This window comes from Thermogemmatispora aurantia (assembly GCF_008974285.1).
GTDB classification, from domain to species: Bacteria; Chloroflexota; Ktedonobacteria; order Ktedonobacterales; family Ktedonobacteraceae; genus Thermogemmatispora; species Thermogemmatispora aurantia.
Map to the genome: position 1 here is coordinate 24,208 of NZ_BKZV01000009.1, position 23,387 is coordinate 47,594.

The following is a 23,387-nucleotide window of genomic DNA, read 5'->3' on the forward strand; positions in this document are numbered from 1 at the left end:
GTTGTGGCAGAAAGCTCCGTTGCCCTCTGCCTTCCCTCCTTCTTCAGAATAAGCTCTTGCTTGGTTTTCTGTGACCTGCTCAGCCCGGCTTGGCGCAGCGCAGATTCGCTCGCTGGACTGCTGAAGCGAGCCGGTCCGCGTCTGGGAAGAAAAGTGAGCCAGGCCGGCGTGACGAACTGGCCGAACTGGCAGATTGCCAGCCAGTTGGCTAGCGCTGGCTAGAGGATAGTTTTTCCCAGAGCGGAGAGCACTAGCCCGACGGCGAGCGAGGCGGTTGCGTTCTCGCGGTCCAGGATCGGGTTGACCTCGACCACATCTATGGAACAGATCTGACCGCAGGCGGCAAGCAGCTCCATTGAGAGATGGGCCTCGCGATAGCTGAGGCCGCCGCGCACCGGGGTTCCTACACCGGGCGCCTCGCTGGGATCAAGGGCGTCCAGATCGAGGCTCAGGTGGATACGTCTGCCATTGTGCCCGGCCACGGCGATGGCTTCTTCCATGATGGCTGAGATGCCGCGGCGGTCGATGTCGGTCATCGTAAAGACATGGATGCGATTGGCGCGCAGCAGTTCGCGCTCACCGGGATCGAGGTCGCGCACGCCGACGATTGCAATGTTCTGCGGGTTGACCTTGGGAACGCGGCCAGCCAGACGGACAAGGCGCTCGTGACCCAGGCCGGCCAGGGCTGCCAGCACCATACCGTGGATATTGCCAGAGGGCGTCGTCTCCGGCGTATTGAAGTCGCCGTGGGCGTCGATCCAGATAACGCCGATGTCATTGTAGAAGCTGGCAACGCCCGTAATAGAGCCAAGGGCGATACTGTGGTCTCCACCCAGGACAAGTGGCAGGTCACCCGCTAGCAGTGCCTCGCTGACGGCTGCTGCTAGCTCTTCGGCAACCTGGATAATCGGCTCCAGGTATTTGACATGTGGATCACCGGCTGGCTGATTTTCAGGAAGGGGGACGTGCAGATTACCGATGTCTTTAACGCTGTGGCCAAGTGCACGGAGTTTCTCGTGAAGGCCGGCATAGCGGATAGCACTCACCCCAATATCCACGCCGCGTCGGTCTGCCCCCAGATCCATCGGCACGCCAATCACACGAATCTGCATCTGTTCGCTTACCCTCCTGTTCGCCGTTGAACAGTGTGATCTTTTCCCTTCCATTATAGCCCTGGGCCAGGACCTTGTCCATCAGCCAATTGCTCCCAGAGTCGTGGGCCGAGGGAAGCCATTGCACACCGATCGAACGAGACCAGTGAGGCTGAATTTGACCCGGAGCTGAGGCGGGGCGATGGAGGAGGGGGAGGGAGGTGACGGTCAGACGGGCCAGCGGCTTGTTCCTCGCTCCTTGCCGCTGGGGCGAGGGGCGCTATACAATAGAGGCTACCTGACCTGGCGCTATCACCTCTGCTGTCCGCCAGGTTCGCACGGTGGTGGACTGGCATTGCCAACGAGAGCCGCAGAAAGGAAGATTCGACGTTTCTTTCTGCGAGGAAGGAGGCGCTTGTCGTGTCTCGCTGGTTGCAGTGTCTCTACGCTGGCCGCCGTCAGGGAGAGGTGGCGGCTTCAACCCGGCTGCCGACAAGGAGGTCGGCTTCCTCCTGCTGGCCGAAACGCTTGTGGCCCGGCGCTATGCTCTGGGTGCTGGTGGTACTGTTGGCTGCCTGCGGTGGCAGTGCTTCGCCATCCTCCAACAGTCAGCAGCCGCTGGCCGCAGCGCAGCAGGTGCTGATCTTCCCGAACGTGGGCACAAAGGATATTAGTACCCTTGACCCGGCGCAGGGGCCGGACGCTAATTCGGCGCTGGCCGTCAGCATGCTCTACAGCGGCCTGGTTCGTACGACCGCCGATTTGAGCGTGGTGCCCGATCAGGCGACCTGGCAGGTCTCGCCCGATCAACGGGTTTACACTTTCCACCTCAAGCCTGGTATTACCTTCTCCGATGGGACGCCGATCACCGCGCAGACTTATGTCTTTACGCTGACGCGGCAGCTCCTGCCGGAAGTCAAGTCGCCGATCGCCTCCTTCTTTGAGGGCTTTATCGAAGGCGCGGCGGAGGTGGCCGCCGGCAAGAGCCGGACGCTGAGCGGGGTCCGGGCGCTGGATAATCAGACGCTGCAGATCACGCTGACCCGGCCTACTCCTTTCTTTCTGGAGGTGCTGACTAATCCGCTCTTTGATCCGTTAAATGCGGCCCTGATTCAAAAATATGGTCAGGCCAATTGGGCCAGCCAGGCGGCGGGCAATGCCATTGGCTCGGGGCCATTCATGGTCAAGAGCTGGCAGCATAATGTCAAGATGATCCTGGTGCCCAATCCCCACTACTATGGTCCGCGGCCACGACTGCGCGAGGTCGATATGCTCTTTGTGAGCGATCCGGCCACAGCCTTTAAAGCCTATGAAGCGCATCAGTACAGCTTTATCTGGAATATTCCACCCGACGAGCTGGGGCGTGCTCGCCAGATGCCGGGCTTCATCCAGCGTGCGCTGCTGCAGACCGATCTGCTCTTCTTCTATACACGCAAGCCGCCTTTCGATAAGACCGCGGTGCGGCAGGCTTTTGCCTATGCCATTGATAAGAAGACGCTGGCGCACGCTATCTTTAAAGATGCGGTGCTGCCGGCCAATACTATTATTCCTCCTGGCATGCCGGGTTACCAGGCCAATTACGCTGGCATTCCCTATGATCGGGCCGAAGCGCGTCGTCTGCTGCAGTCGGTTTATCCCGATATCCGTACGATGCCGCCTGTGGTCTTCACCTACCCCTCATCTCAGGTCTCGCAGAGCGAGGCAGCGGCCTTACAGCAGATGTGGCAGAGCGCCCTCGGCCTCCAGGTCAGGCTACAGGGTATGGACTTGACGACCTACAACGATGAGCTGTCGAAGCATCTGGTGCAGATGGGTTTTATTCAGTGGACTGCGGATTTCCCTGATCCCTACGACTGGCTGACTCTTAACCTCACCAGTGGCTCCCCCAATAACAACGGTGAGTGGAGCAATCCGCAGTTTGATCGACTGGTGGCGCAGGCCGAGCAGGAAAGCGGGGAGGCGCGTTTGCGTACCTACAATGAAGCGGAGCGTGTGGCCATCGAAGATGTGGGGTGGTTGCCGCTGGACCATCAGGCCCTGGCGGCGGTCATTCCGCCCTGGCTGCATGGCGTGACGCTCAACGGCCTGGGCCTCTACTTTGGCGATTGGTCGGCTGTCTATCTACTCCAGCATTAGAAGGTGCCGACCAGGCTAGGCTAGGGTAGAACCTGAGCAAGGGCCAGCGCGGCAGTCACCGTCTTGAAGGCCGCCGCGCTGCGATGGTATAATAAAGCTACAACGTTCATCATCGTGCTTATATGCTTGAACGCAAGCAGGGCGCATCGCCCGCCAATCGTGTCGCCCGCCGCCCTCGGCGGGCTTTATTGTGTGGCAGTCGGGGGCTGTCTCGACTCCTGTCCTACAACCTGCAGGGATCTGTCGATCGCGGTCGATCTGAGTCGGCCCGAGTCGGGTTGTCAAGGCTCCCTTTGGAGAACCTCTTGTTCTCCCGCTGCCGGGGGGCGGGAAGCGAAGACGCTTCCATGTGAGGCATGTCTTGTTAGTATGCAGCGAAGCATACGGGCCTGGCCTGGACGAGGTAGGTCGCTGTGAATGGAATGGAGGGACGGAAGATGCACGGCGCAGGCAGGCGAGCTAGTCTGACTGACGAGCCGCGGTCTCTCTCCTGGTCAGGTGCATTTCAGAGGAGGTTCTAAACTCGATGGCTGTTGATATCCTCAATCCCTATGAAGTAGCGGTCGCTCAGTTTGACGAAGCCGCCGAAATGCTTGGCCTCTCGCAGGCCATGCGCGCCATTCTGCGAAAGCCCAAACGAGAACTCATCGTCAATTTCCCCGTGCGGATGGATAACGGCGACGTGCAGATGTTCACCGGCTACCGCGTGCAGCACAACATCAATCGTGGCCCGGCGAAAGGCGGCATTCGCTTCAGTCCTGATGTCTCTCTGGATGAGGTGCGAGCTTTGGCCATGTGGATGACGTGGAAGTGTGCGGTGGTGGGCATCCCCTTTGGCGGCGCCAAGGGGGGAGTAGTCTGTGATCCACATAAGCTCTCGCGCAACGAGCTGGAGCGGCTCACGAGGCGCTACGCAACCGAGATCTCCATCCTGATTGGACCCAACAGCGATATTCCCGCCCCCGACATGAACACGAATCCGCAGATTATGGCCTGGATCATGGATACCTATTCCATGCATCGCGGCTATTCGGTCCCCGAGGTCGTCACAGGGAAGCCGCTTTCAATCGGCGGGAGCGAGGGGCGTCTGGAAGCGACAGCGCGCGGTGTGCAGGTGGTGACGCGTGAGGCCCTGCTGAGTCGGGGCATGCAGCCGGAAGGGGCCAGGGTGGTCATCCAGGGCTTTGGCAACGTCGGAGGCAATTCGGCCCGGCTGCTGCAATCTCTCGGCTGCAAGATCGTCGGCCTGAGTGATATCAGCGGCGGCGTCTATAATCCCAATGGTATTGATGTCATGCGCGCGCTGCGCTACTCGCAGGAACATGGCGGTCTGCGCGGCCTGCCCGACAGCGAGCAGGTGACCAATCAGGAGCTATTGGAACTTCCCTGCGATGTCCTGATCCCGGCTGCCCTGGAGAATCAGCTGACGGCCCAGAACGCCTCGCGTGTCAAGGCGCGTCTGATCATTGAGGCCGCCAATGGACCAACGACGCCCGAGGCCGACCGCATCTTCCAGGACCGCGGCATCACGGTGGTCCCCGATATCCTGGCCAATGCTGGCGGTGTGACGGTCAGCTATTTCGAATGGGTCCAGGACTTGCAGCGCTTCTTCTGGTCGGAGGACGAGATCAATCAACGCCTGGAGCGGATCATGGTGCGTTCGTTCCAGGCAGTGCAAGACCGGGCTGAGCGCCAGCGCACCAGCCTGCGCATGGGGGCTTACTTGCTGGCTGTGGCGCGCGTCGCCGAGGCCACCGAAGCACGTGGTATCTATCCCTGAGCTGGAGGGGCAGGGACCCCTTGTCTTGATTGGCTGGCTGACTAACTAACTAACTAACTAACTAACTGGCCGGCCAGCGCTTCCGTTCGATCCTGGCAGCTCAGGCTGAGGGCGAGGGTGCGATAGCAAGAATCTTGAGCGTGATCTCGCGCGTGCTCTCGCCCTCCTGGGGACTCCAGGCTGGTTCGATGTGGAAAATCACGTCGACGTGTGAAGCGCCGTTGATCGCGCTCATGTGGGCAGCTCCGCGCACGAAAGTCCCCATGACCTGCACATTGCCGATGCCGAGGCGCACGCGCAAGTTGCGTCCTGCCGGCCCACTGCTCCAGTAGTTGAGCAGGCGCATTTTCTCGGCTTTGAAGACCGGTTCAGGATTAGCGGCTCCGAAGGGGCTGAGCTGACGGATGCGGCTGTAGGTTTGATATTGGAAATATTCAGGACGGCGCAGCACCAGATCGACCATGAGGGTATTGGCAGGGAGCTGAATCGCGCTTTCCTGCTCGCCAGGCGAGGCGCTGGCCTCGATCGGCAGCAGCGCTGGCTCCGCGCCATTGCCCTGGCTATCGTGCCAGCTCAACAAATGCTGATGCAGTTCAGCAACGTAGTGGTTGGCAATGGTAAAGCCAGCCGCCTGAGCATGACCACCGTAGCGCTCGAACAAATGGGCGCAGCCGCGCAGCGCGGCGATCATATTGAAGCCCTCGCGACTCCGCGCTGAGCCGCGGCTGAACTCTTTGCCACGGCTCAAGACCAGCACAGGGCGGCGGATCTCCTCGGCCAGCTTGCTAGCCACCAGACCGATGATTCCTTCGGGCCAGTTATCGCCACTCACCAGCACCACGGCGTCGTCCGGGTGGCGTGAGGCTTCCTCGCGCGCCAGATTCATCAGCTCCTCTGTCTGGACCTGGCGCAGGTGATTAAGACGCTCCAGGTGGGCGGCATAGCTCTGAGCCTCAGCTGGGTCATCCGTCATCAGCAGCTCACAGGCCAGACGCGCATCTTCCATGCGTCCGGCGGCGTTGAGGCGTGGCCCCAACACAAAGGCCACATCGCGCTCGCGCAGCTGGCCAGGCTGCAGTCCGGCGCTCTTCATCAAGGCCAGCAAGCCCGGGCTGGTGGTCTGATTCAGGCGCTCCAGGCCCAGCCGTACCAGTGTGTGATTTTCGCCAAGCAGCTCTGCCACATCGGCGATCGTGCCGATAGCCACCAGATCGAGCAGAGCTAACTCCTCCTCGCGTGGCAGACCGAAGGAGCGGTAGAGCGCCTGCACCAGCTTAAAGGCCACCCCGACCCCACACAGCACCCGTTCGGGGTACGTTGAGTCGGGACGCCACGGATTTACCAGAGCGTAGGCTGGTGGCAGCTCATCCGGGGGACGATGGTGATCGGTAATAATCACCTCGATGCCAAGCGTTTCGTGCGCATAACGCACCTGGGCCACGTCTGAGCTGGCGCAATCGGTGGTAATAATCAACGACGTTCCCTGGCGCTTGAGCCAGTCGAGGGCCCCGACGTTGAGACCGCACCCCTCATCGATGCGCGACGGAATATAGTAATCGAGGGGGGCCTCTGCACGCTTCAACCGGCGCAAGGCCCGCATCAGGAGAGCTGTGGCAGTCACCCCATCGGCATCGAAATCGCCATAGACTGTGATATGCTCGCCAGCCAGCAGCGCGCGGCGAATGCGCTCCAGAGCGCGCGGCAGATCGATCAAAGTCAGGGGATCAGGTGTCTGCTCGTAGCGCGCCTCCAGAAAGGCTTTCATCTCCTCTGGTGTGCGCAGGCCCCGATTATAAAGCAGCTGGGCATGCAGGGGCTCGATGCCCGCCGCCCGGAAGCGCCGAAACTGACTGGCACTTAGCAGCTCACAGACACGCCAGCTCAGGCGCGATACTCTCTCCGACTCCACGGGTATATCCTTCTCCGCTCTCACCTAATCTTCGTCGGGAAGCAGGCATAGAAAGACCTCGTTGCCTAGCAAGCGTCCGCGTTTGCTCAGGCGTAGCCAGGTCCCATCGTACTCCAATAGACCGGCCTCAGAGACATGTCGTAAGCGCTGCCCGGCAAACTGCCAGAAATCCAGGCCGAAGCGCTCGCGGAAAGACGGCAAATGCAGGCCGCGGGCGGTGCGCAGAGCCAGAATGGCCGTCTCAGCCATCTGCGTCTCAAAAGAGAGTGTCTCGCTCTCCGCCTCTGGGCGCTGACGGGAGGCAAGGAGATGCAGATACTGTCGTGGCTCGCGCACATTGGAAAAGCGCCGTCCAGCGAAGCAGGAATGGGCGCCGGCGCCCAGGCCCAGGTAAGGGAGATTGAGCCAATACGTCAGATTGTGACGGCACTCGTGACCGGGGCGCGCCCAGTTCGAAATCTCGTAATTCGCATAGCCTGCCTCCTGTAGCAGCGCGTCGGCATACTCGTACATCTCAGCGCAGAGATCCTCATCGGCGGGAACCAGTCGCCCCTCTTGCACCCAGGTAAAGAAGGGCGTTCCCTCCTCCACAATCAACGAATAGAGCGAAAGATGATCAGGACCTAGCTCAAGCGCGCGCAGCAGGGTCTCGCGCCATTGAGCCATCGTCTGCTCTGGCAGGCCGAACATCAAATCCAGATTGAGGGAATCGAAGCCGGCGCTGCGTGCCGCTCGCACGGCCTGCGCTACATCCTCGGGAGAGTGGGTGCGTCCAAGTAGCTTCAGCAAGTGAGGATCGAAGCTCTGCGCCCCCAGGCTCAGACGATTCACTCCCGCTGCGCGCAGGGCCTGCAAATGCGCGCTGGGAAGTGTGCCTGGATTGGCCTCCAGCGAGATTTCCACTTCCGGATCAACAGCAAAAGCTGCTCGACAGGCATCTAGCAGGCGGCGAATCTGCTCAGCGCTCAGGAGGCTGGGGGTGCCGCCACCGAAGTAGATTGTGCGAGCGCGGCGCGGAGCACCTGCGGCAGTGCGGGCCATCTCTCCTGCCAGCTCGATCTCGGTCAACAAGGCGCGCACATATGGCTCGCGCAGCGACAGCAGGCCCGCATACGTGTTGAAATCGCAATAGTAGCAGCGCGTATGGCAGAAAGGGACATGCAAGTAAAGTGAAACGCTTTCTAGCAAAGCAGAGAGCGGCTCGTCGAAGAACACTGTGTAAGGAGCGCTGCTGAGAGTAGTTGACATACTTTCCTGCCTACTTGAGAGAGAAAGAGCGAGACAAGGATAGCCATCGCCCTGCCATGCTCCTGCCTGCCCCACCGTTGAGAGAAGGAATGGGAAGGAGCTGCCGGCCTTATCCTCTCTGCCTGGCGGCCTGAGTTGAGCCAGGCCGAGGAGCAGGAGCCGGAGCCGGCCAGCTCCCTCACTAGATGACACAGCCTCTGAGGCGACTACTGGTTCGGTGCCGTCAAGCCGCCGCTGTTCTGGGAAGGACCGCTCACTGGCAGCTCAGTCGGCATATTGATTGGATCAAAGAGCCGATTCTGGTCGGCGGGTGTGATATGCGTCGTTGGCAAAGCTCGGATCTCAAGAGACCAGTCGGAGAGAGCATTATCCTTCAGGGTCTGAAGTGTACTTTGGTCCAGGGGACGAGACGGATCAATCCCAAGGATCTGTACGATGTGATAAGCTCCATTCTCCATAATGATCGGGCTGATCTCGTTGATCGTCCGGGCGGGGTCAAAGAGCCAGTTATCCACGTAGGCCTGGCCCTCCTGGTGGGCATACTGGCCGCGAGCCAGCCAACCGAGATAACCGCCCTTCGTATTCGTCGTCGTATCGACCGATTTCTGGCGAGCCAGGGTGGCGAAATCGGCGCCCTTCTTCAGCTGATCCAGAATCTTCTGAGCATCGGCCTTGGTACTGAGCGTCATGGTACGGGCCAGCACCTGGTAGGTGGGCGACTTAATCTGCGAGGCCAGGTAATTCTGCATATTGTCGCGGCGCAGCTTCAGAGCCATCATCTCGTGCATATCAGCATCGGTGACGCCGTCCTGCGCGAGCATCTGCTGATAGGTGCGCGCATATTGGCCCGATTTTGGCATATTGGCCTTCAGATCATTGAGCGCGCGCTCGACCTGCGCGGGAGTCGGCTCGATACGGGCGCGGACCGAAGCGGGCTGGGTCTGAAGCCATTCGCGAATCAGTTCATCATCCTGGAGCCAGGTCGCGCTATCGTTGCCGATCTGGGATTGGGTGAAAGGACCTTCCTGCTCGAAAGGAATGGTATTTTGGGTCAGATTGTTCAGCTGAGACTGCAGCTTATCGTGCTGCGACTGTGCGTTGGCGTAGGTCTGCTTGGCGGCGTTCAGCTCCTTGGTGAGCTGGGTGCGCTGGGGGCTGGGACCAGCGGGTAACTTGCTGAGCTGTTGATTGAGATTGTCGATCTGCTGGGAGGCGTTATTCATCGCCTGCTGTTGCTGGGCGACGGCCTTTTCGAGGTTCGTGCGCTGGGCGAAGAGGCCATTTGGCCCGTAGAGCTTATTGATCTCCAGCTGTGTCTGCAGGACCACCAGCTTGTGGTACTCGGACTGGGGGATGTCGTGGCCATTGACCGACGTGATCGGCAGACTTGGCACGATCACGTTGATGTTGATCCAGAAACCGATGAGAACGCCGACGATGGTTAACAAGATAAGGATGGTGAGGGCCCAGGTAGCCCGAACGCGGATACGGTTTTTCTCGCTCTGAGAGAGGTGGCTGCCCCAGCCGAAGATCAGGGGTTTGCCATCTCGTCGGGCTGCCACAAGGGCAGTCTGGCGGACATAGCGCCGGGGCTTTGCCTTCTCCGGGCGGCTTGCTCGCGTTGACCGCTGGTTTTGGGGTTCACGCGCTGTTTGACTCGTCATAGTGGAAGAACCCTTTCCTGCCTTCAGCAATGGCTGCTCATGGCTCCATGATACACAGGAATGGCCTATGAGACAAGAGGGCAAGCGTCGACCAACGTCAGAACAAGCCAGGGAGACGAGCGAACAATCCCTGTACTGCTCTCCTGGCTCTAGACTAGAAAAGAAGGAGGCGTGGAGCCATAGCTCATCTCTTACCTGTTCTGACCTGGCCTGCTCGGCCTGATGAGCCAGTTCCTCCTTGTGTTACAGGCTCTCCTCCAGCAGAGGCCGGCCTGATTACGCTGGCCTCTGTCAGTCTCTTCTCTTCCCTGCTGGCCTGGTCTACTGTCCCCAGCATGATCATCTGTGGCCAGAGCCAAGCGAAGACCGAACAGAGATCACCGAATCATGCGGCGCCGGAAGCCCCGGCGTTTACGCCTGGGGAGGAGGCGCCGCGCCCTCCTTTCATATACCCGTATCCATCTGCCCGCTGAAGCAGGCGACAACACCTCCACGAAATCCCATCCGCTTTTCCCACCCGGAACGATCCAGAGGCGCGCACGGCCACAGGGCCAATATGGACTCCGGTGCGCTTGCCCTTCAGTACTTCCGCACGCACCAGATCCCCCGTGCGAAATCCGCGCACCGTCTTGGAACGCATCCTGTATCCGCGCGGGAAACCGTGGGCGTCCACGTTCGTCCGGCACCGCTGCCCGCGTCCCAGCGCCTTGATTTCAAGAACCAGAGCATGCCAGCTGGACACACCGGCAAGATCGCCCACGCACAGTGCGTCCAACGCATGCGTCTTCGGGAGTCCAAACCGTTCCCGGTTCCACTTCGTCCGCCCGCCCGTCCATGAGCGAACCTCTCTGCCCATGGCGCACAGACCGTTCCGGATCGCGTAGCGCGTCGTGTTGACGGCCGCGGGCTCCTTGAGCGGCACCTTTGCCTTGGCTTGCACTTCCGGGTGACCAAACTCCTCCGCCGTCCGGTCCCCCTTGGCCTGGTTGCAGGCTCGACAAGCCAATGTGAGATTGCTTACCCGATCAGTTCCGCCTCTCGATCTCGGAACGATGTGCTCGATCTCCAGTGGCACGTTCTCCGCACCACAGTACACACAGCGGCGCCCCCATTTCTCCAGCAGATATTCTCGGACTTCATAGCCGAAAAGCTCGCCACGCTGGTACTCCACGCCGGAGATCTCCGGGTTTTGGAGCGCCTGCGTGTCAAACCGGACGGTCTCGATCTCGATAAAAGCAATGGGTGCCAAGCGCCGGTACCGGCTCGCCCACGAGAGTACGTTCCCAACCCAGCTTCGCAACGAAGGCGGGAACCAGCCGTTTGCCCTCCGGCGATTGTTGAACCTTGGGGCGCGGTAGCGCAGATTGGCGTTCCTCCTCCGGCGGCGGTGTGCCGCTCGTTTCTGCATCCGTTCCCGAATGGCATCTCCACGGTGAACGATCACCGCCAGGTGCAAGGCATGATCCCAAGGACCATCCGCCCTCTCTTCCCGGCGCACAACCGCCACCCCAGTGACCTTGCTACCTGGATCGAGCTTCAGCCCGACGGGCTGCAGCACACTCTCCTCAAGTAGCCGGTCTTTGAGCCTAATCGTGAACGGATGGAGCCGGTGGACGACGGCGCGTCCGCGTTCCAGTAACAATCGTGCTCGCTTCTCCGAGCAAGGCATGAGCGGCTTCTTTCTCTTGTCCAGCACAAAAACCATGATCCTTTCCTCCCTTTCGGGACCCCTTTACGGGGCCGGTGACGGGCCCGGGTGGACTCTCCCGGACCGCTCCCCTCGCCCATGTCGCCGGCTGGCCATCTGCTCCGGCCCGTTTCGCCCACACCCCGAAGGTTGTCTGCAGCCGGAGCTTCCAGGGTCCGGGACTGGGGAAGCATCCCGGAGTGGGTCTTTGGCCTGCCGGCGACGTAGCGGCTTCCTCGCCTTGTCCTTCGGCTCAACCGCTTGGGCTGGTCATAGACGGGCTGGTCGGGTCATCCCCGCAAGCCCCCGCCTTTAGGCGTGGGGTCTATGACCTGCTGGGACTCCTGCCCGTTGCAGGAGCGGGTGAGAGATGGAGGCGCAGGCGGCACGAAAGGCGGCAGAGCAGGACACCACAGGAGTGGCTGCTTCCCACCTGTAAGGGTGATTCCCGTCTCGTCTCTTGTCTGCCTTGATGTGGGCCTGTGTGCCTCCACCTCTCTTCTTCTGGTCTGTCTTCCTGCCTGCCGCCCGGGCGAGCGGCGCTGCCGTTGCCATTGCCGGCAGCGAAGCGTGCCTCTTGTACTAAGCTGAAGATCTGGCTTGCCGCTACATGCTGCGCATATGCTCTGCGGTATAGGGCAGCAGGGCCATAAAACGGGCCTGCTTGAGCGCGCGGCTCAGTGCGCGCTGGTGCTTGGCGCAGGTGCCGGTCTTGCGGCGAGGCTCGATCTTGCCGCGATCGGAGATGTAGCGTTTCAGAAAGCGAGCGGCATCTTTATAATCGATCTCCCGCACGCGGTCGTGGCAGAACTGACAGACCTTGCGCCGGGGGCCACGGACGCCCTCGCGGCGGCCCTGGCGAGCAGTGGTCTGGGTCTGAGCGGGTGCCTGGCCCTGGCCTGGGGCTTGAGCGCTGGCGCTGCCAGCTGGCGTTGACTGGCCCTGGCTCTGAGTAGCCTGCTGGGTGGCTGATGCTGTTGGCGAGTTGGCCGCTTCGTTACGTTTTTGCACGGACTGTCCTCTCCTCCTTCGAACACACGACAGGATACGTCTCGTTGAGAGGGCGATTCGCCAGCTCTGCTGCCTGGTGGCAATTAGAAGGGCTGGGAATCGTCCAGATCTTCCAGGAAATCGCCGCTATCGGTCGGGAACTCATCCGAGACATCGGCCTCTTGTGGCTTAGGCGAGAGGAAGCGCAGATCAGTAGCGATCACATCGAAGGCGGTGCGTTCGACACCGTTCTTATCGGTATACTTGCGCTGTGCGACCCGCCCTTCCACATAGACCTTGCTGCCTTTGCGCAGGTACTGATAGCAGCGCTCGGCCAGCGAGCGCCAGGCGACCACGTTGAACCATTCAGTTTCCTCGCGCTTCTCGCCGCTGGGGGTCTTGTAGGTACGGCTGACTGCCAGCGAAAAGCGAGTGACAGCTGTCCCATTATCGGTATAGGACATTTCCGGATTACGGCCCAGGTTGCCGATCAGCATGATTTTGTTCAGCATCGCTTAGATCCTTTCGTCGCACTGGGAGACGCCGCACCATCCTTCGCTGAAGTCAGATGGGAGCAGGGCTAGCTGGCTGGCTGGCTGGCCCACTCCTGACTGGCTTGCTACTCACTGGCGTTCTGTCTGAGCGAACCATTGTCTCGTTTGTTGTGTGCTCATTCCCGAACCGATCGCTAGAGCGCCTAAGCTTGCTCAGCCTCGGAGGCTGGGGCTGGCTGCTCATCGAGCGCGGGGGGGGCACTCTCCATCTCCTCATGCGAGACGGCGGGCGCCTCTTGATCTCCTACTGCTGATTCCAATGACTCTGATTCTGATGATTCTGACAGGGCAGCTGCTTCAGGGGCGTCGGCAGGGGCCTCAGCTTCGGCTTCGGCTTCGGGGGCACTGCCTACTGCAGCGACCCCGGCCTCTGCGCTGGCGCCAGCAAGCTCCTCGCTCGCGACGCTGGCAGGGGCGGGGGCTGGGGTAGCCCCGGCGGCGCTGGCGGCGGCATAGGCCTCGCGCTCCTTCTGTACCACCCGCGGATCGCGTCGTTTGATCAGGTGCCGCAGCACTTCCTCAGATACCTTGAGGGTGCGGTCCAGTTCCGGGAGAGTCTCAGGGGAGACACTCATATCGACAAAGACATAAATGCCATCGCGGTGATGCTCAATGGGGTAGGCCAACCGTCGCCGCCCCCAGTAGTTCACCCTGACAACCTGGCCGTCATGGGCGGTTACGATCTGCTCGATCCGTTCAAGAATAGTACGTGTTCGCTCTTCACTGACTTCGGGATGGAGAATAAAGCCAAGCTCGTAGTCTCTCCTCACGAAGCCACCTCCTTCCTCTGGGTTTGCTCGCGGTCAGTCGCGGTGATCTGGACTCGTCTTGCTGCCGGAGCAGGTGGAGTATGGCGATCTCTATCTTCGCCATCCGCTCTGCCGCTGTCTTTTGACCTCTCTTGCTCTTACTCTTGCCAACCACTCTTGCTCTCTGCACGTTTGGCGGGCAGGCGTGATTTATGGCTGTTGAGAGAGTCGGTACAGTGCCCCGCTATTATAGCATTGTCCTCTCTGTCTGACAAGAGAAGGCCCATCTGGCTGAGCGGCTGGCCCGCCTCGCCCCGCCCCGTCCTCCGGTGAACCGGCGTGCTGACGGGATGGAACAGGACGGAGCTATGGACCGGGAGAAAGCCGTTCCCCATTCACCAGAGCGAGAGCCACGGCCAGGGCGGACCTTCGTTTGGCCCGGCGCTTTGCCCCCTGCTGATCTCTCCTGCTCTTCTATTCTTGGCGCTGCTCGCTGAGGTGGAAATGCTGCGACTCTGTTCACTGCCTCTGGCTGCTCACCGTAACGCCTGCGAGTTACGCTCCGTTCCCTTCAGATCCGCGGGCACAGTCAGTCGGACAGGCTGATAGACGCTGCCCCGCTAACCTAATCGCAGCAGGCCTGAGAGAGGACTGCCCCCTACTGGACAGCGGGGGCAATCTGTGCTATACTCGCAGACGGCATGCGGGGCTTCTTTGCTCTTGAAAAAGGCTTCTCTGCGCCTTCGATGGAGCTGTTCTTCTCTATGGCACTGTCACGCGCACTAAGAGCTGGCTGACAAGCCCAGCCCGCCAGTCCAGGTTGCGCCGGGCATACAAGCTCCTCTCTCTTGTGACTTATGAGCCGACAGCCTCGTCTTTCGCTGGTCGCGGTCTCCCTCCCTTTGTTCCTGGCAGGAGGGCCGTCAGGGAGAGGTCAACTGCTATGTTGCCCACCGCCCCGCACGAGAAGAAAGAAAGAGAGTGTGTATCTCATGAAGCAGAAACTTAAGACACATAAAGCCATCTCCAAACGTATTAAGATCACAGGTACCGGTAAGCTTTTGCGCCGTAAGGTTGCCATCAGCCACCTGCGCCGTAACAAGGCTTCTCGCTCGGTTCGTGCGGCTGATAAGGCCTTTGCCCTGGCGCGGGGAGATGCCCGTCGCGTTCGCCGCTTGCTCCCCTATGCTGGTCGATAGGGCCTGGCCCCCTTGCTGCCGGCTGGTCGGCTCTGAGCGAGGTGGGCGTCCTGATCGCACGCTTTCGTCAACTTCGTAAGCAGAAAGAAGAAGAAGAAGAGGGAAGGACAAAGACGCTATGCCAAGAGTGAAGCGAGGCGTTACGGCGCGTCAGAAGCATAAAAAGGTATTGCAGTTTGTGGAGGGCCACCGTGGCACACGCCGCCGTCTGATCAAGAGGGCGCGTGAGTCCATGATGCACGCCCTGGCCTATGCCTATCGTGATCGGCGTAACCGCAAGCGCGATATGCGTCGGCTCTGGATCACTCGCATCAACGCTGCCGCTCGCATGTTCGGTGTGACCTACAGCCAGTTGATGCATGCGATTCGCGTGGCCAACATCAGTGTCGATCGCAAGATTCTGGCCGAGATGGCGGTCAACGATCGGCCTGCCTTTGCCGAGCTGGTCAAAACGGCCCTGGCCGCGGCGCAGAGTCAGAATCAGCCTCAAGGCTAGCAACAAGGCTGGTATTCTGCTCGGGCTGTCCTATCTATCTGGCAAAGCTGAGGTTGCCTCTCATTTTGCCAGGCGGGACAGTGCAGTGCAGAAGCAATGGAAGGGGCGACTGCTCCGGCGGTCGCCCCTTCTGCCTGTTCAAGGGAGGTGACTCTCCCATGCCGGTAATTAGCAGTCCGCTCAATCCCCGAGTCGCGCTCCTGCGTGAGTTGCACACGCCGCGCGGACGTAAGAAGCACGGTCTCTTTCTGATGGAAGGGCCGCATTTGCTCAAGGAGCTGCTCGACCGGGCTGTCTTGCCGCTCGAAGTCTACTATCAGCCCGACTTGTTGGCGCGCACGGCTGAGGGACAAGCGCTCTTAGAGCGGCTACTCACTGGGGCCGTGGCAAAGCGGGCGCTGATTCAGGTCAGTGTGCGTGTCATAGAGGCTTTAGGCGACGTGCAGGCTTCACAGGGGGTAGTGGCCGTACTGCCGCTCGCGGCCTTCAGCTATGAGGAGGTAGCGGCGCGCCGGCCTCCAGCTTTGCGCCCCACTCTGCTGATCCTCGATCGGCTGGCTGATCCGGGCAACCTTGGCACAATCCTGCGCACGGCCCTGGCGGCGGATGTCGCCGCGGTTCTGCTGACGCCGGGCTGTGTGGACGCCTTTAGTCCCAAGGTCGTGCGGGCGGCTGCCGGGGCCCATCTAGCCTTGCCGCTCGCTGAAGAACAGCAGTGGGACGAAATTGCGCGCCGGGTGAGAGAGCACTGTGGTCCGCAGCTGCGGGTCTTTCTGGCTGAGGCAGGGGCGCCGCAGCTTTATTACGAGCAGGACCTCTGTCAGCCGTTCGCCCTCATTATTGGCAATGAGGCTCACGGCCCCTCAGCGGCGGCTCGCGCCCTGGCCACCAGCCAGTTGAGCATTCCCCTCGCCAACGGGGTTGAGTCGCTCAATGCGGCGATGGCTACTGGCATCCTGCTCTACGAGGCCGTGCGCCAGCAGCGCCAGCGTCGTTCCACTGAGAAGAAATGACGACCAGAGAGATAACAGAGACGGCAGGACCTACGGCGCCGACGCTCGTCGTAGGCCCTGCCGCTTCTGCGGGTAAGAGGGGGCAGTGTCGTTAGCCAGAGAAGAAGTAGTCTGCAAGAGGTGGTCGGCAGTCTGCCGGCTCTCGCTAACTATAACCTACACCATCAGTCTAACAGAGGAATTAGACGCTTGTCTATGAAACAAGATAGAGGTTGCAGATACTATCTATAACAAAAAGGTTATGGTGGGGAAGGAGTCCGGAGGGTGGCACCAGGTGGCCGGGTCAAGCGAAGAAGAACCCTCCACTGCGTTGGCTGGCAGGAGCCAGCTGGCCTTCGCGAAAAGAGCGGGGACCAATCCCCCGAGGCGCAGCTCTGAGGGGAGTGGCTCCCGCTCTCTGTCGGTTTACCTATGCGTCCGGCCTTCCATGCATCCGTCTGCTAGCCTGCCCAGCCTGGTTGCTCCATTAAATTGGGAGTCGTTGGCCTGGCGAGCGGCCTTTATGGGAAGCCGCTGCCATTGCCAGGCATCCCGGGATTCCAGGGGTCATACGGAGACTGCTCGAAGGGTGCCGCCTTGGGAGTAGGCGTAGCGGGGAAGCCAGTCGGTGGTGGTGAGTAAGGCCAGCCCGGCTGCGGGCCACTGCCTCCTGCTGGCATTGAAGGAAGCGGCTGACTCCACTCGCTGTTACCGGTGGAGGAGGGAGAGGGCGAGAGCGGCTGGAAGGGCGAGAAGCCCTCGGGACTTGGACCAGCGCCTGGCTGGCGGGCCGGGGGGAGAGCATTATACATGCCAGCGTGGGTTGGTGTCGGCTGGGCCTGAGCGGTGGCCGTGACTGTACGGAAAGCGCCACTCAGGGACTGCTGACCCTCCACGCCGTCTTGGACCGTCAGCGCATCGGTGAAGCCCGTCGTCGACAGGTAGCTCTGATCCTCATTCAGCTTGAACGCCTCTACCGAAGCGCGCAAGCGCTCCACCAGGCGAGCCAGGCGACCCATAGCCTGGGCGGCCTCGCGTGTCGTCGTACTGCTGCGCTGGGTCGCCTCTGAGACGCTGTGCATAATCTGCACCACAGAGCTGGATGACTCCAGCTGTTGGTTAGCCATTTGGTTGATCGTTTCGATCTCGTGGGCCTGTTGCTCGATCACCGCAAAGACCGTCTCCAGAGCGCTACCGGCCTCCTGGGTCAAGCGTGCTCCAGCCTCCGTCTCGCGCTCCGTATCCTGCATAGCCACAGCCACGGCACCGATGTCCTCGCGTACGCTGCGGACAATGCGCGTCACGTTGCTGGCCTGCTCCTTGGCACGCTCGGCCAGGCGGCGAATATCGGCGGCGACGGCGCCGAAGCCCTTGCCATGCTCACCGGCCATCGCGGCCTGGATAGCGGCGTCGAGAGCCAGGCGGTTGGTCTGATGAGCGATGCTGGAGATCGCCTCTACGATATTATTGATCTCACGCGAGCGGTCGCCGAGCACCTGGACCTTCTTAGCAGTCGCTTGCACGTTCTCATGGATGCGGCCCATCCCGGCGACGGCCATCTCCACAGCCTCGCGGCCCCCTTGCGCATCTTTGCGCGCCTCGACGGCCACGTTGTGCAGCAGCTGAGCACGCTCAGCCACGCGGCGGCTGGCCTCGGCCATCTGCTCGACCTCGACCGCGGCCTCGCTGATCTGGCGGATCTGCATGTCGTCCTCTTCCACCAATTGGGTCATGCCATCGATCAGCTGGCTTGTGGTCTGCTCCACCTCGCGGGCCACCGTCTTCACGCGGATCACCAGATTCCCCAGCTCCTCGACCATGTAGTTAAAGGAGTCCGCGAGCACACCGAGGGCATCAGCTGTCACCTCAGCCTGCACGCGCAGGTCGCCCTCACCGACGCCGCTGACCTCGCTCACCAACTTCTCTACCTGGGCCTGCAGGTTATCGCGCTGCGCCTGGGTCTCCTGAATCAAGCGCACGATATTATCGAGCATATTGTTCATCGAGTTCGCCACGATGTAGATCTCATCGCGGCTGTTGATCTTGACACGGGCTGTCGTATCGCCCTTGCTGATGCGCTTGGTCAGATTGGCGAGCTGGCGCAAGGGGCGGGTGATGGTCAGGTTAATGATATAGCCAATGGTGATCACCACCATTGCTGTAGCCAGGATGGCGATGACCGTGCCGAGGGTGATCATGCCGATCTGGTTAGAGCCGATGGTGGTCACCTCGTTACTGATCGTTTGGGTCGTAGTTACAAGCTGCTGCCAGCTGGTGAGGAGCGAGGCGTACTTGGTGTTGGCCTGTTCGAGGAGGCTATGGGTTTGGCTGTGCGGGAGATTGGCCTTCAGCGCTGTCAGCTCAGCGTCCTGGGCCTGCTTATAATCCGACCACTGCTGACTGGCCGTGCGGAAGATCTGGGCCTGATTGGTGGCCAGGCTATTGATATCTCCCGGGAGGCTCCGGCGCACACTGTCCATATTTGGGGACGATCCCAGCAGGAAATTTTGCTGGTAGGTGCTCAACTCGTTGCCGAAGCTGTGCTCCAGGTCGAGGATCTCCGTCTCGGCAGAGGTGGCCATGCGAGTCATAGCACTACTGTTGAGGCCGTAGGGGCCATCGTTGGCATAGAGCGTCGAGTGGTACTCGCCCAGCAGTGCGTTCATGCGTTCGAGATCAGACATGGCCTGCATGGAGGTCGTCGTCGCCTGGTTGGCTACTTGCATTGCCTGGCCGTGGACGGTCAGCGTGTTCAGAAAGAAGGTTCCCAGCACAATAATCACGATGGCGGGAATAATCGCAGCCAGCGCGAAGGCCAGGAAGAGCCGGAGGAAAATAGGCATTCGCGTAATTGCTCTCATGACAGCTCTCGCCCCCTCTAAGAAGGTACGCAATGATCTGTATTGCTTAAAGGAATGGACCTTGCCGTTGCCAGCCTGTTGTTGATGTATGGGCAAACGTCAATGAGACCTGGAACAACCTGACAAAAGACTCCCAAGGTAGTGTACTCCACCCTGGGCGATTTTGAAACTCTCTTGTGAGAGAGTACCCTCTTTTTCCTAGATGCGTGGCGCGGACAGCTGGGGGTAAGAAGCAATAAGGCTCTGCCGCACTGCTCCGCTCCACACCACTCCGCCGGCGGCAGAGGTGGGCGAATCACTGCCTGCGCTACACTGTATTAACGATAGCCGAAAAGGGCGCTTCCAGCAAGCGCCCTCCCCTCATAGGGTGCTCTCTGAGCTGGCGGCTGCTGGCGGTCTCTCCTTCCTTCTGGCAAGCTCTTGCGCCTCTGGCATCCGTGTCTCTTTTGCTGATCTATGATGTCATGTTTCTATCTAGCTAACAGCTGGCTAGATTCTTCTCATGCTCGCTGTGGTCTGTCCTGAAGGGAGCAGAGGAGGGGGGCCAGTTGATCGTCAGGGAAGCAAACGGCAGAGGAGAGCAAGCCCTGCTGCCAGTGGGGGCAGAACTCGCTCACTCCTCTGCCTGCGGGCCTATCCTGGCCTGCTGCCTCTTGGGTAGCGATCATTTAATACCGGCGAAAACGCTGCTCTCGTCGGGTAGCAGGCCAAAGTTATTGGCTCCCAGCGGCCAGTAGACCAGGGTGGCCTTGCCGACGATATCTTGTTTGGGAACAGTCCCCCATTGACGCGAATCAGAGCTGTCGCCGCGATTATCGCCCATCACAAAGTATTGATCAGGGCCGATAACCAGGTTGCGGATCGGCGGGTAGACGGCCAGGCTGGCTGGGTCGTCGGGATTGGTATACGGTTCATGCAGGGTGACCCCATCGACAATGACCGTTTGGCCGATGACGGTGATGGTGTCACCGGGAACAGCAATAATGCGCTTCACATAGTCTACACTCGGGTCGCGTGGATAGTGGAAGACAATAATATCACCGCGCTGTGGCGGATGAAAAAGGTAAGCGAGCCGATCGACAAGGATATATTCCTGGTTGTGCAGCGTCGGCTCCATGCTTGGCCCATCGATATAGTAATGCTGGACTGTCAGGCGTACCACGAGGAGCAACAGTAGCGTCAATGCCACCGTTTCCAGGATGTCACGCAGGAGCCGGTGGCCCCTCTCCTCTTTCTCTGGTTTCGCGCTCAAAACCCTTGCCTTGCCTCCTATTCTATCTTAGGGTCAGTGCTCGACGGTCTCTTGGAAGAAGCATTGCCGATGGAGGCCCCTTCTTCCTTAGCCCGCTCATAAAGAGCGATCTCTAGCGGCGGTGTTGGCATGTCGACAGCTGAGCTTACTTACTCGGCAGCCGGCTCTGGAAGCGTGAATGGAGGCGGTGTCTGATGGCTGCGAGCCGCCGCTGCTTCTTGCAAACGCCTCACGCTCTCAGCCGGAACAGGGTGGCCCCCCAAGGGCGTCGGATGGATACCAGGACCATGATAGTCGCTGCCGCCCGTGGGGATGAGGTCGAACTGGCGCGCCAGGGAGAGCAGCAGCGTCTCCTGCTCAGCGGTATAAGGACCATAGTAGACCTCCAAGCCCACCAGTCCCAGGGCACATAGCTCAGGGAGCCACTGCCGCAGAATCTCAGGGCCTGGTAATTCCAGAGGGTGGGCGATCACTGGCAGGCCCCTGGCGCTAACAATGAGACGCACCGCGTCCTGGGGCGAGAGCTTGTAACGCGGTACGTAGGCTGGGCACCCTTTGTTCAGGTAGCGCGCAAAGGCCTCCTCGATGCTCTGCGCATAGCCGGCCTCGACCAGGGCCTGAGCCACATGAGGCCGTCCCACTGCTCCCTGAGCCAGCTCGCGCACGCGCTCCCACCTGATGGCGATGCCCTGCTCGTTGAGCAGCTCGACCATCCGCTGGCCGCGGCGCTGACGTGCGTCGCGCAGTGTACGCAGAGCCTGCTGAAAAGCCTCCTGCTGGTAGTGTAGAAAATAGCCAAGCATGTGCACTTCGCCAGCGGAGGTCTCGGTGTTGATCTCGATGCCTGGGATAAAATCGATGCCTAGCCGAGTGGCGGCCTCAGCGGCCTCCGCTACTCCTTCGGTGCTGTCGTGATCGGTAAGGGCCAGCACACGCACCCCCGCCTCGTAGGCTTTCTGGACCAGAATCTGCGGCGCATAGAGGCCGTCCGAGGCGGTCGAGTGCGTGTGCAGATCAATGGCGTAATCGGTCATATCTCCTCCAGCCTGATTGACCCGGCGTGATCGATGGGATGGATTGAGGCAGTGAGCGGGCTATGGCTGTGATTTCGCCCACTGCTGGCCACATCAGGCGCGTTCCTTTCTCCTGTCTCCTGGTTCTGCGCGAGCCAGGCCTCTTACCTGGCATAGTCAACGGCGCGCGTCTCGCGCACCACACAGACCTTGATCTGGCCGGGGTAGTCAAGGCTCTCCTCGATCTTGTGGGCGATCTCGCTGGCCAGGCGATTGGCGCCGTACTCATCGATCTCATCGGGCTTGACGATGATCCGCACCTCGCGCCCAGCCTGAATGGCAAAGGACTTCTCGACGCCGGGGAAAGAGTTGGCGATGCTCTCCAGGGCTTCGAGGCGCTTGAGATAGAGATCGATAGTCTCGCGCCGCGCCCCAGGCCGGGCAGCAGAGATGGCATCGGCGGCCTGGACGATGGCGGCCTCCAGGCTCTGCGGTTCCATCTCGCTGGCGTGATGGGCTACCATCGCATGAATAATCTTGGGCGACTTGCCAAAACGACGCGCAATCTCGCCGCCAACGACGGCATGTGGCCCCTCGACCTCCTGATCAATGGCCTTGCCGATGTCATGCAGCAAGGCGGCGGTCTTGCAGACGTTCACATCGGCTCCCAGCTCATGGGCGATGGTGCCCGCGAGAATAGCAACTTCGACAGAGTGAGCCAGCACATTCTGACCGTAACTGGTGCGGAAATGGAGCCGCCCCAGGATCTTGAGCAGCTCGGGCTGCAGGCCGTGGACATTGGCCTCCATCGCCGCCCGCTCTCCGGCCTCACGGATGATGCTGTCGACCTCCTGCTGGGCCTTGGCTACCACGTCTTCAATGCGCGTGGGGTGGATACGCCCATCAAGAATCAAGCGGTTGAGGGCCAGACGCGCCACTTCGCGACGCACTGGGTCAAAACCCGAAAGAATGACCGCTTCCGGTGTGTCGTCGATGATGAGGTCAACACCGGTCGCGGCCTCCAATGCACGAATATTGCGACCTTCCCGCCCAATGATGCGACCTTTCATCTCCTCATTGGGCAGGGGGACGACTGAGACGACAGCCTCAGAGACCTGGTCGGAGGCGCAGCGCTGGATAGCCAGCGTGATGATCTCACGCGCCCTCGCCTCAGCCTGCTCACGCGCTTCCTCCTCGATGATGCGCGCCCGCCGCGAGGCTTCGGTCCGGACCAGGGCCTCCATGCGACTCAAGAGCAGCTCGCGCGCCTCCTCTTCGCTCAGGTGGGAGATGCGTTCTAGCTCGGTCTGCTGCTGGCGCTTCAGCTCTTCGACTTCCTGACGCAGCTCCTCAACAGCCCGCTCGCGTGCCTGTAGCCGACGCTCACGTTGCTCCAGGGCTTCGATCTTCCGCTCCAGGCTCTCTTCCTTCTGCTGCAGTCGACGCTCTTGACGCTGCAGCTCAGCACGCCGCTCAGCGTTTTCTCTCTCAATAGTGGCACGGAAGCGCGCTGTCTCTTCACGCGCCTCATGCAGAGCCTCACGCTGTTGCTGCTGCATTTCCAGAAGAAGACGCTCGCTGGCCTCTTTTTCAAGACGGAGACGCTCCTCAAACTTGCTTTTATTTCGGGCCTCCCCTAAGCGGTATCCGATGACAAGTGCGATCCCGGCTCCAAGGAGCGCCGCCAGGATAATGCCCGCTGCGAGGATGGCGATGATGGTCGGCGTCACGTTAGCCTACCTCCAGAGTGATAAAAGGGCAAACAG

General features: G+C 60.7%; 16 protein-coding genes and 1 pseudogene. 5 read left to right on the forward strand and 12 right to left on the reverse strand.

What is annotated here, in order from left to right; all coding sequences use genetic code 11:
* Window positions 1-218: 218 nt before the first annotated feature.
* Complete coding sequence (rocF, locus tag KTAU_RS20085) at window positions 219-1,112, reverse strand: arginase (protein ID WP_151730035.1); 894 nt, start codon at window positions 1,110-1,112, stop codon at window positions 219-221.
* Window positions 1,113-1,511: 399 nt separating this feature from the next.
* Between rocF and KTAU_RS20090 the strand changes: the two genes are divergently transcribed.
* On the forward strand, window positions 1,512-3,227 hold the full coding sequence (locus KTAU_RS20090; RefSeq protein WP_228026560.1) for a peptide ABC transporter substrate-binding protein: 1,716 nt from the start codon (window positions 1,512-1,514) through the stop codon (window positions 3,225-3,227).
* A gap of 526 nt (window positions 3,228-3,753) precedes the next feature.
* Window positions 3,754-5,007: a Glu/Leu/Phe/Val family dehydrogenase gene (locus KTAU_RS20095; RefSeq protein ID WP_151730036.1), complete on the forward strand. Its 1,254-nt coding sequence runs from the start codon at window positions 3,754-3,756 to the stop codon at window positions 5,005-5,007.
* 100 nt (window positions 5,008-5,107) lie between these two features.
* Here the strand turns inward: KTAU_RS20095 and recJ are convergent, their stop codons facing one another.
* The 7 genes and pseudogenes from recJ to rpsF all read right to left on the reverse strand — a co-directional run bounded on the left by recJ (window position 5,108) and on the right by rpsF (window position 13,829).
* Window positions 5,108-6,916, reverse strand: a complete 1,809-nt coding sequence (gene recJ, locus KTAU_RS20100; protein ID WP_170293455.1) for a single-stranded-DNA-specific exonuclease RecJ — start codon at window positions 6,914-6,916, stop codon at window positions 5,108-5,110.
* Window positions 6,917-6,940: 24 nt separating this feature from the next.
* On the reverse strand, window positions 6,941-8,164 hold the full coding sequence (gene hemW / locus KTAU_RS20105; protein ID WP_151730038.1) for a radical SAM family heme chaperone HemW: 1,224 nt from the start codon (window positions 8,162-8,164) through the stop codon (window positions 6,941-6,943).
* Window positions 8,165-8,370: 206 nt separating this feature from the next.
* Entirely contained in the window at window positions 8,371-9,828 is a 1,458-nt protein-coding gene (locus KTAU_RS20110; RefSeq protein ID WP_151730039.1) for a peptidylprolyl isomerase, read from the reverse strand.
* 385 nt (window positions 9,829-10,213) lie between these two features.
* A complete protein-coding gene (iscB, locus tag KTAU_RS20115) occupies window positions 10,214-11,536 on the reverse strand; it encodes an RNA-guided endonuclease IscB (RefSeq protein ID WP_170293467.1) in 1,323 nt (440 codons plus the stop codon).
* Window positions 11,537-12,130: 594 nt separating this feature from the next.
* Window positions 12,131-12,379, reverse strand: a pseudogene (gene rpsR, locus KTAU_RS22100) (30S ribosomal protein S18); the annotation flags it as partial.
* A 230-nt stretch (window positions 12,380-12,609) separates the two neighbouring features.
* Window positions 12,610-13,017 carry a single-stranded DNA-binding protein gene (locus KTAU_RS20125; RefSeq protein WP_223258383.1) on the reverse strand — a complete coding sequence of 136 codons (408 nt, stop codon included), beginning with the start codon at window positions 13,015-13,017 and terminating at the stop codon, window positions 12,610-12,612.
* A gap of 185 nt (window positions 13,018-13,202) precedes the next feature.
* Window positions 13,203-13,829 carry a 30S ribosomal protein S6 gene (gene rpsF, locus KTAU_RS20135; protein ID WP_151730042.1) on the reverse strand — a complete coding sequence of 209 codons (627 nt, stop codon included), beginning with the start codon at window positions 13,827-13,829 and terminating at the stop codon, window positions 13,203-13,205.
* A gap of 971 nt (window positions 13,830-14,800) precedes the next feature.
* Here rpsF and rpmI point away from each other — a divergent pair.
* The 3 genes from rpmI (at window position 14,801) to KTAU_RS20150 (ending at window position 16,516) form a co-directional block, all read left to right on the forward strand.
* Window positions 14,801-15,007 carry a 50S ribosomal protein L35 gene (gene rpmI, locus KTAU_RS20140; RefSeq protein WP_112431614.1) on the forward strand — a complete coding sequence of 69 codons (207 nt, stop codon included), beginning with the start codon at window positions 14,801-14,803 and terminating at the stop codon, window positions 15,005-15,007.
* Window positions 15,008-15,125: 118 nt separating this feature from the next.
* Window positions 15,126-15,503: a 50S ribosomal protein L20 gene (rplT, locus tag KTAU_RS20145; protein WP_112431616.1), complete on the forward strand. Its 378-nt coding sequence runs from the start codon at window positions 15,126-15,128 to the stop codon at window positions 15,501-15,503.
* A gap of 158 nt (window positions 15,504-15,661) precedes the next feature.
* Window positions 15,662-16,516: a TrmH family RNA methyltransferase gene (locus tag KTAU_RS20150; RefSeq protein ID WP_151730043.1), complete on the forward strand. Its 855-nt coding sequence runs from the start codon at window positions 15,662-15,664 to the stop codon at window positions 16,514-16,516.
* Window positions 16,517-17,016: 500 nt separating this feature from the next.
* Here the strand turns inward: KTAU_RS20150 and KTAU_RS20155 are convergent, their stop codons facing one another.
* From KTAU_RS20155 to rny, 4 genes are all read right to left on the reverse strand, one after another.
* A complete protein-coding gene (locus KTAU_RS20155; RefSeq protein WP_170293456.1) occupies window positions 17,017-19,338 on the reverse strand; it encodes a methyl-accepting chemotaxis protein in 2,322 nt (773 codons plus the stop codon).
* Window positions 19,339-20,020: 682 nt separating this feature from the next.
* A complete protein-coding gene (lepB, locus tag KTAU_RS20160) occupies window positions 20,021-20,608 on the reverse strand; it encodes a signal peptidase I (RefSeq protein ID WP_151730045.1) in 588 nt (195 codons plus the stop codon).
* Between the two features lie 149 nt (window positions 20,609-20,757).
* Window positions 20,758-21,642 (reverse strand): PHP domain-containing protein, encoded by an 885-nt coding sequence (locus KTAU_RS20165; RefSeq protein ID WP_151730046.1) that lies wholly within the window; start codon window positions 21,640-21,642, stop codon window positions 20,758-20,760.
* A 143-nt stretch (window positions 21,643-21,785) separates the two neighbouring features.
* Window positions 21,786-23,351, reverse strand: coding sequence for a ribonuclease Y (gene rny, locus KTAU_RS20170; RefSeq protein WP_174844082.1), 1,566 nt, complete (start codon window positions 23,349-23,351; stop codon window positions 21,786-21,788).
* Between the last annotated feature and the right edge of the window lie 36 nt (window positions 23,352-23,387).

Bases quoted from the DNA above. Each gene is read 5' to 3' on its own strand.
- KTAU_RS20155 (WP_170293456.1), bottom strand. From the start codon at position 19,338: ATGCCTATTTTCCTCCGGCTCTTCCTGGCCTTCGCGCTGGCTGCGATT.
- KTAU_RS20165 (WP_151730046.1), bottom strand. From the start codon at position 21,642: ATGACCGATTACGCCATTGATCTGCACACGCACTCGACCGCCTCGGAC.
- rocF (WP_151730035.1), bottom strand. From the start codon at position 1,112: ATGCAGATTCGTGTGATTGGCGTGCCGATGGATCTGGGGGCAGACCGA.
- KTAU_RS20110 (WP_151730039.1), bottom strand. From the start codon at position 9,828: ATGACGAGTCAAACAGCGCGTGAACCCCAAAACCAGCGGTCAACGCGA.
- rplT (WP_112431616.1), top strand. From the start codon at position 15,126: ATGCCAAGAGTGAAGCGAGGCGTTACGGCGCGTCAGAAGCATAAAAAG.
- KTAU_RS20150 (WP_151730043.1), top strand. From the start codon at position 15,662: ATGCCGGTAATTAGCAGTCCGCTCAATCCCCGAGTCGCGCTCCTGCGT.
- rpmI (WP_112431614.1), top strand. From the start codon at position 14,801: ATGAAGCAGAAACTTAAGACACATAAAGCCATCTCCAAACGTATTAAG.
- hemW (WP_151730038.1), bottom strand. From the start codon at position 8,164: ATGTCAACTACTCTCAGCAGCGCTCCTTACACAGTGTTCTTCGACGAG.
- KTAU_RS20095 (WP_151730036.1), top strand. From the start codon at position 3,754: ATGGCTGTTGATATCCTCAATCCCTATGAAGTAGCGGTCGCTCAGTTT.
- KTAU_RS20125 (WP_223258383.1), bottom strand. From the start codon at position 13,017: ATGCTGAACAAAATCATGCTGATCGGCAACCTGGGCCGTAATCCGGAA.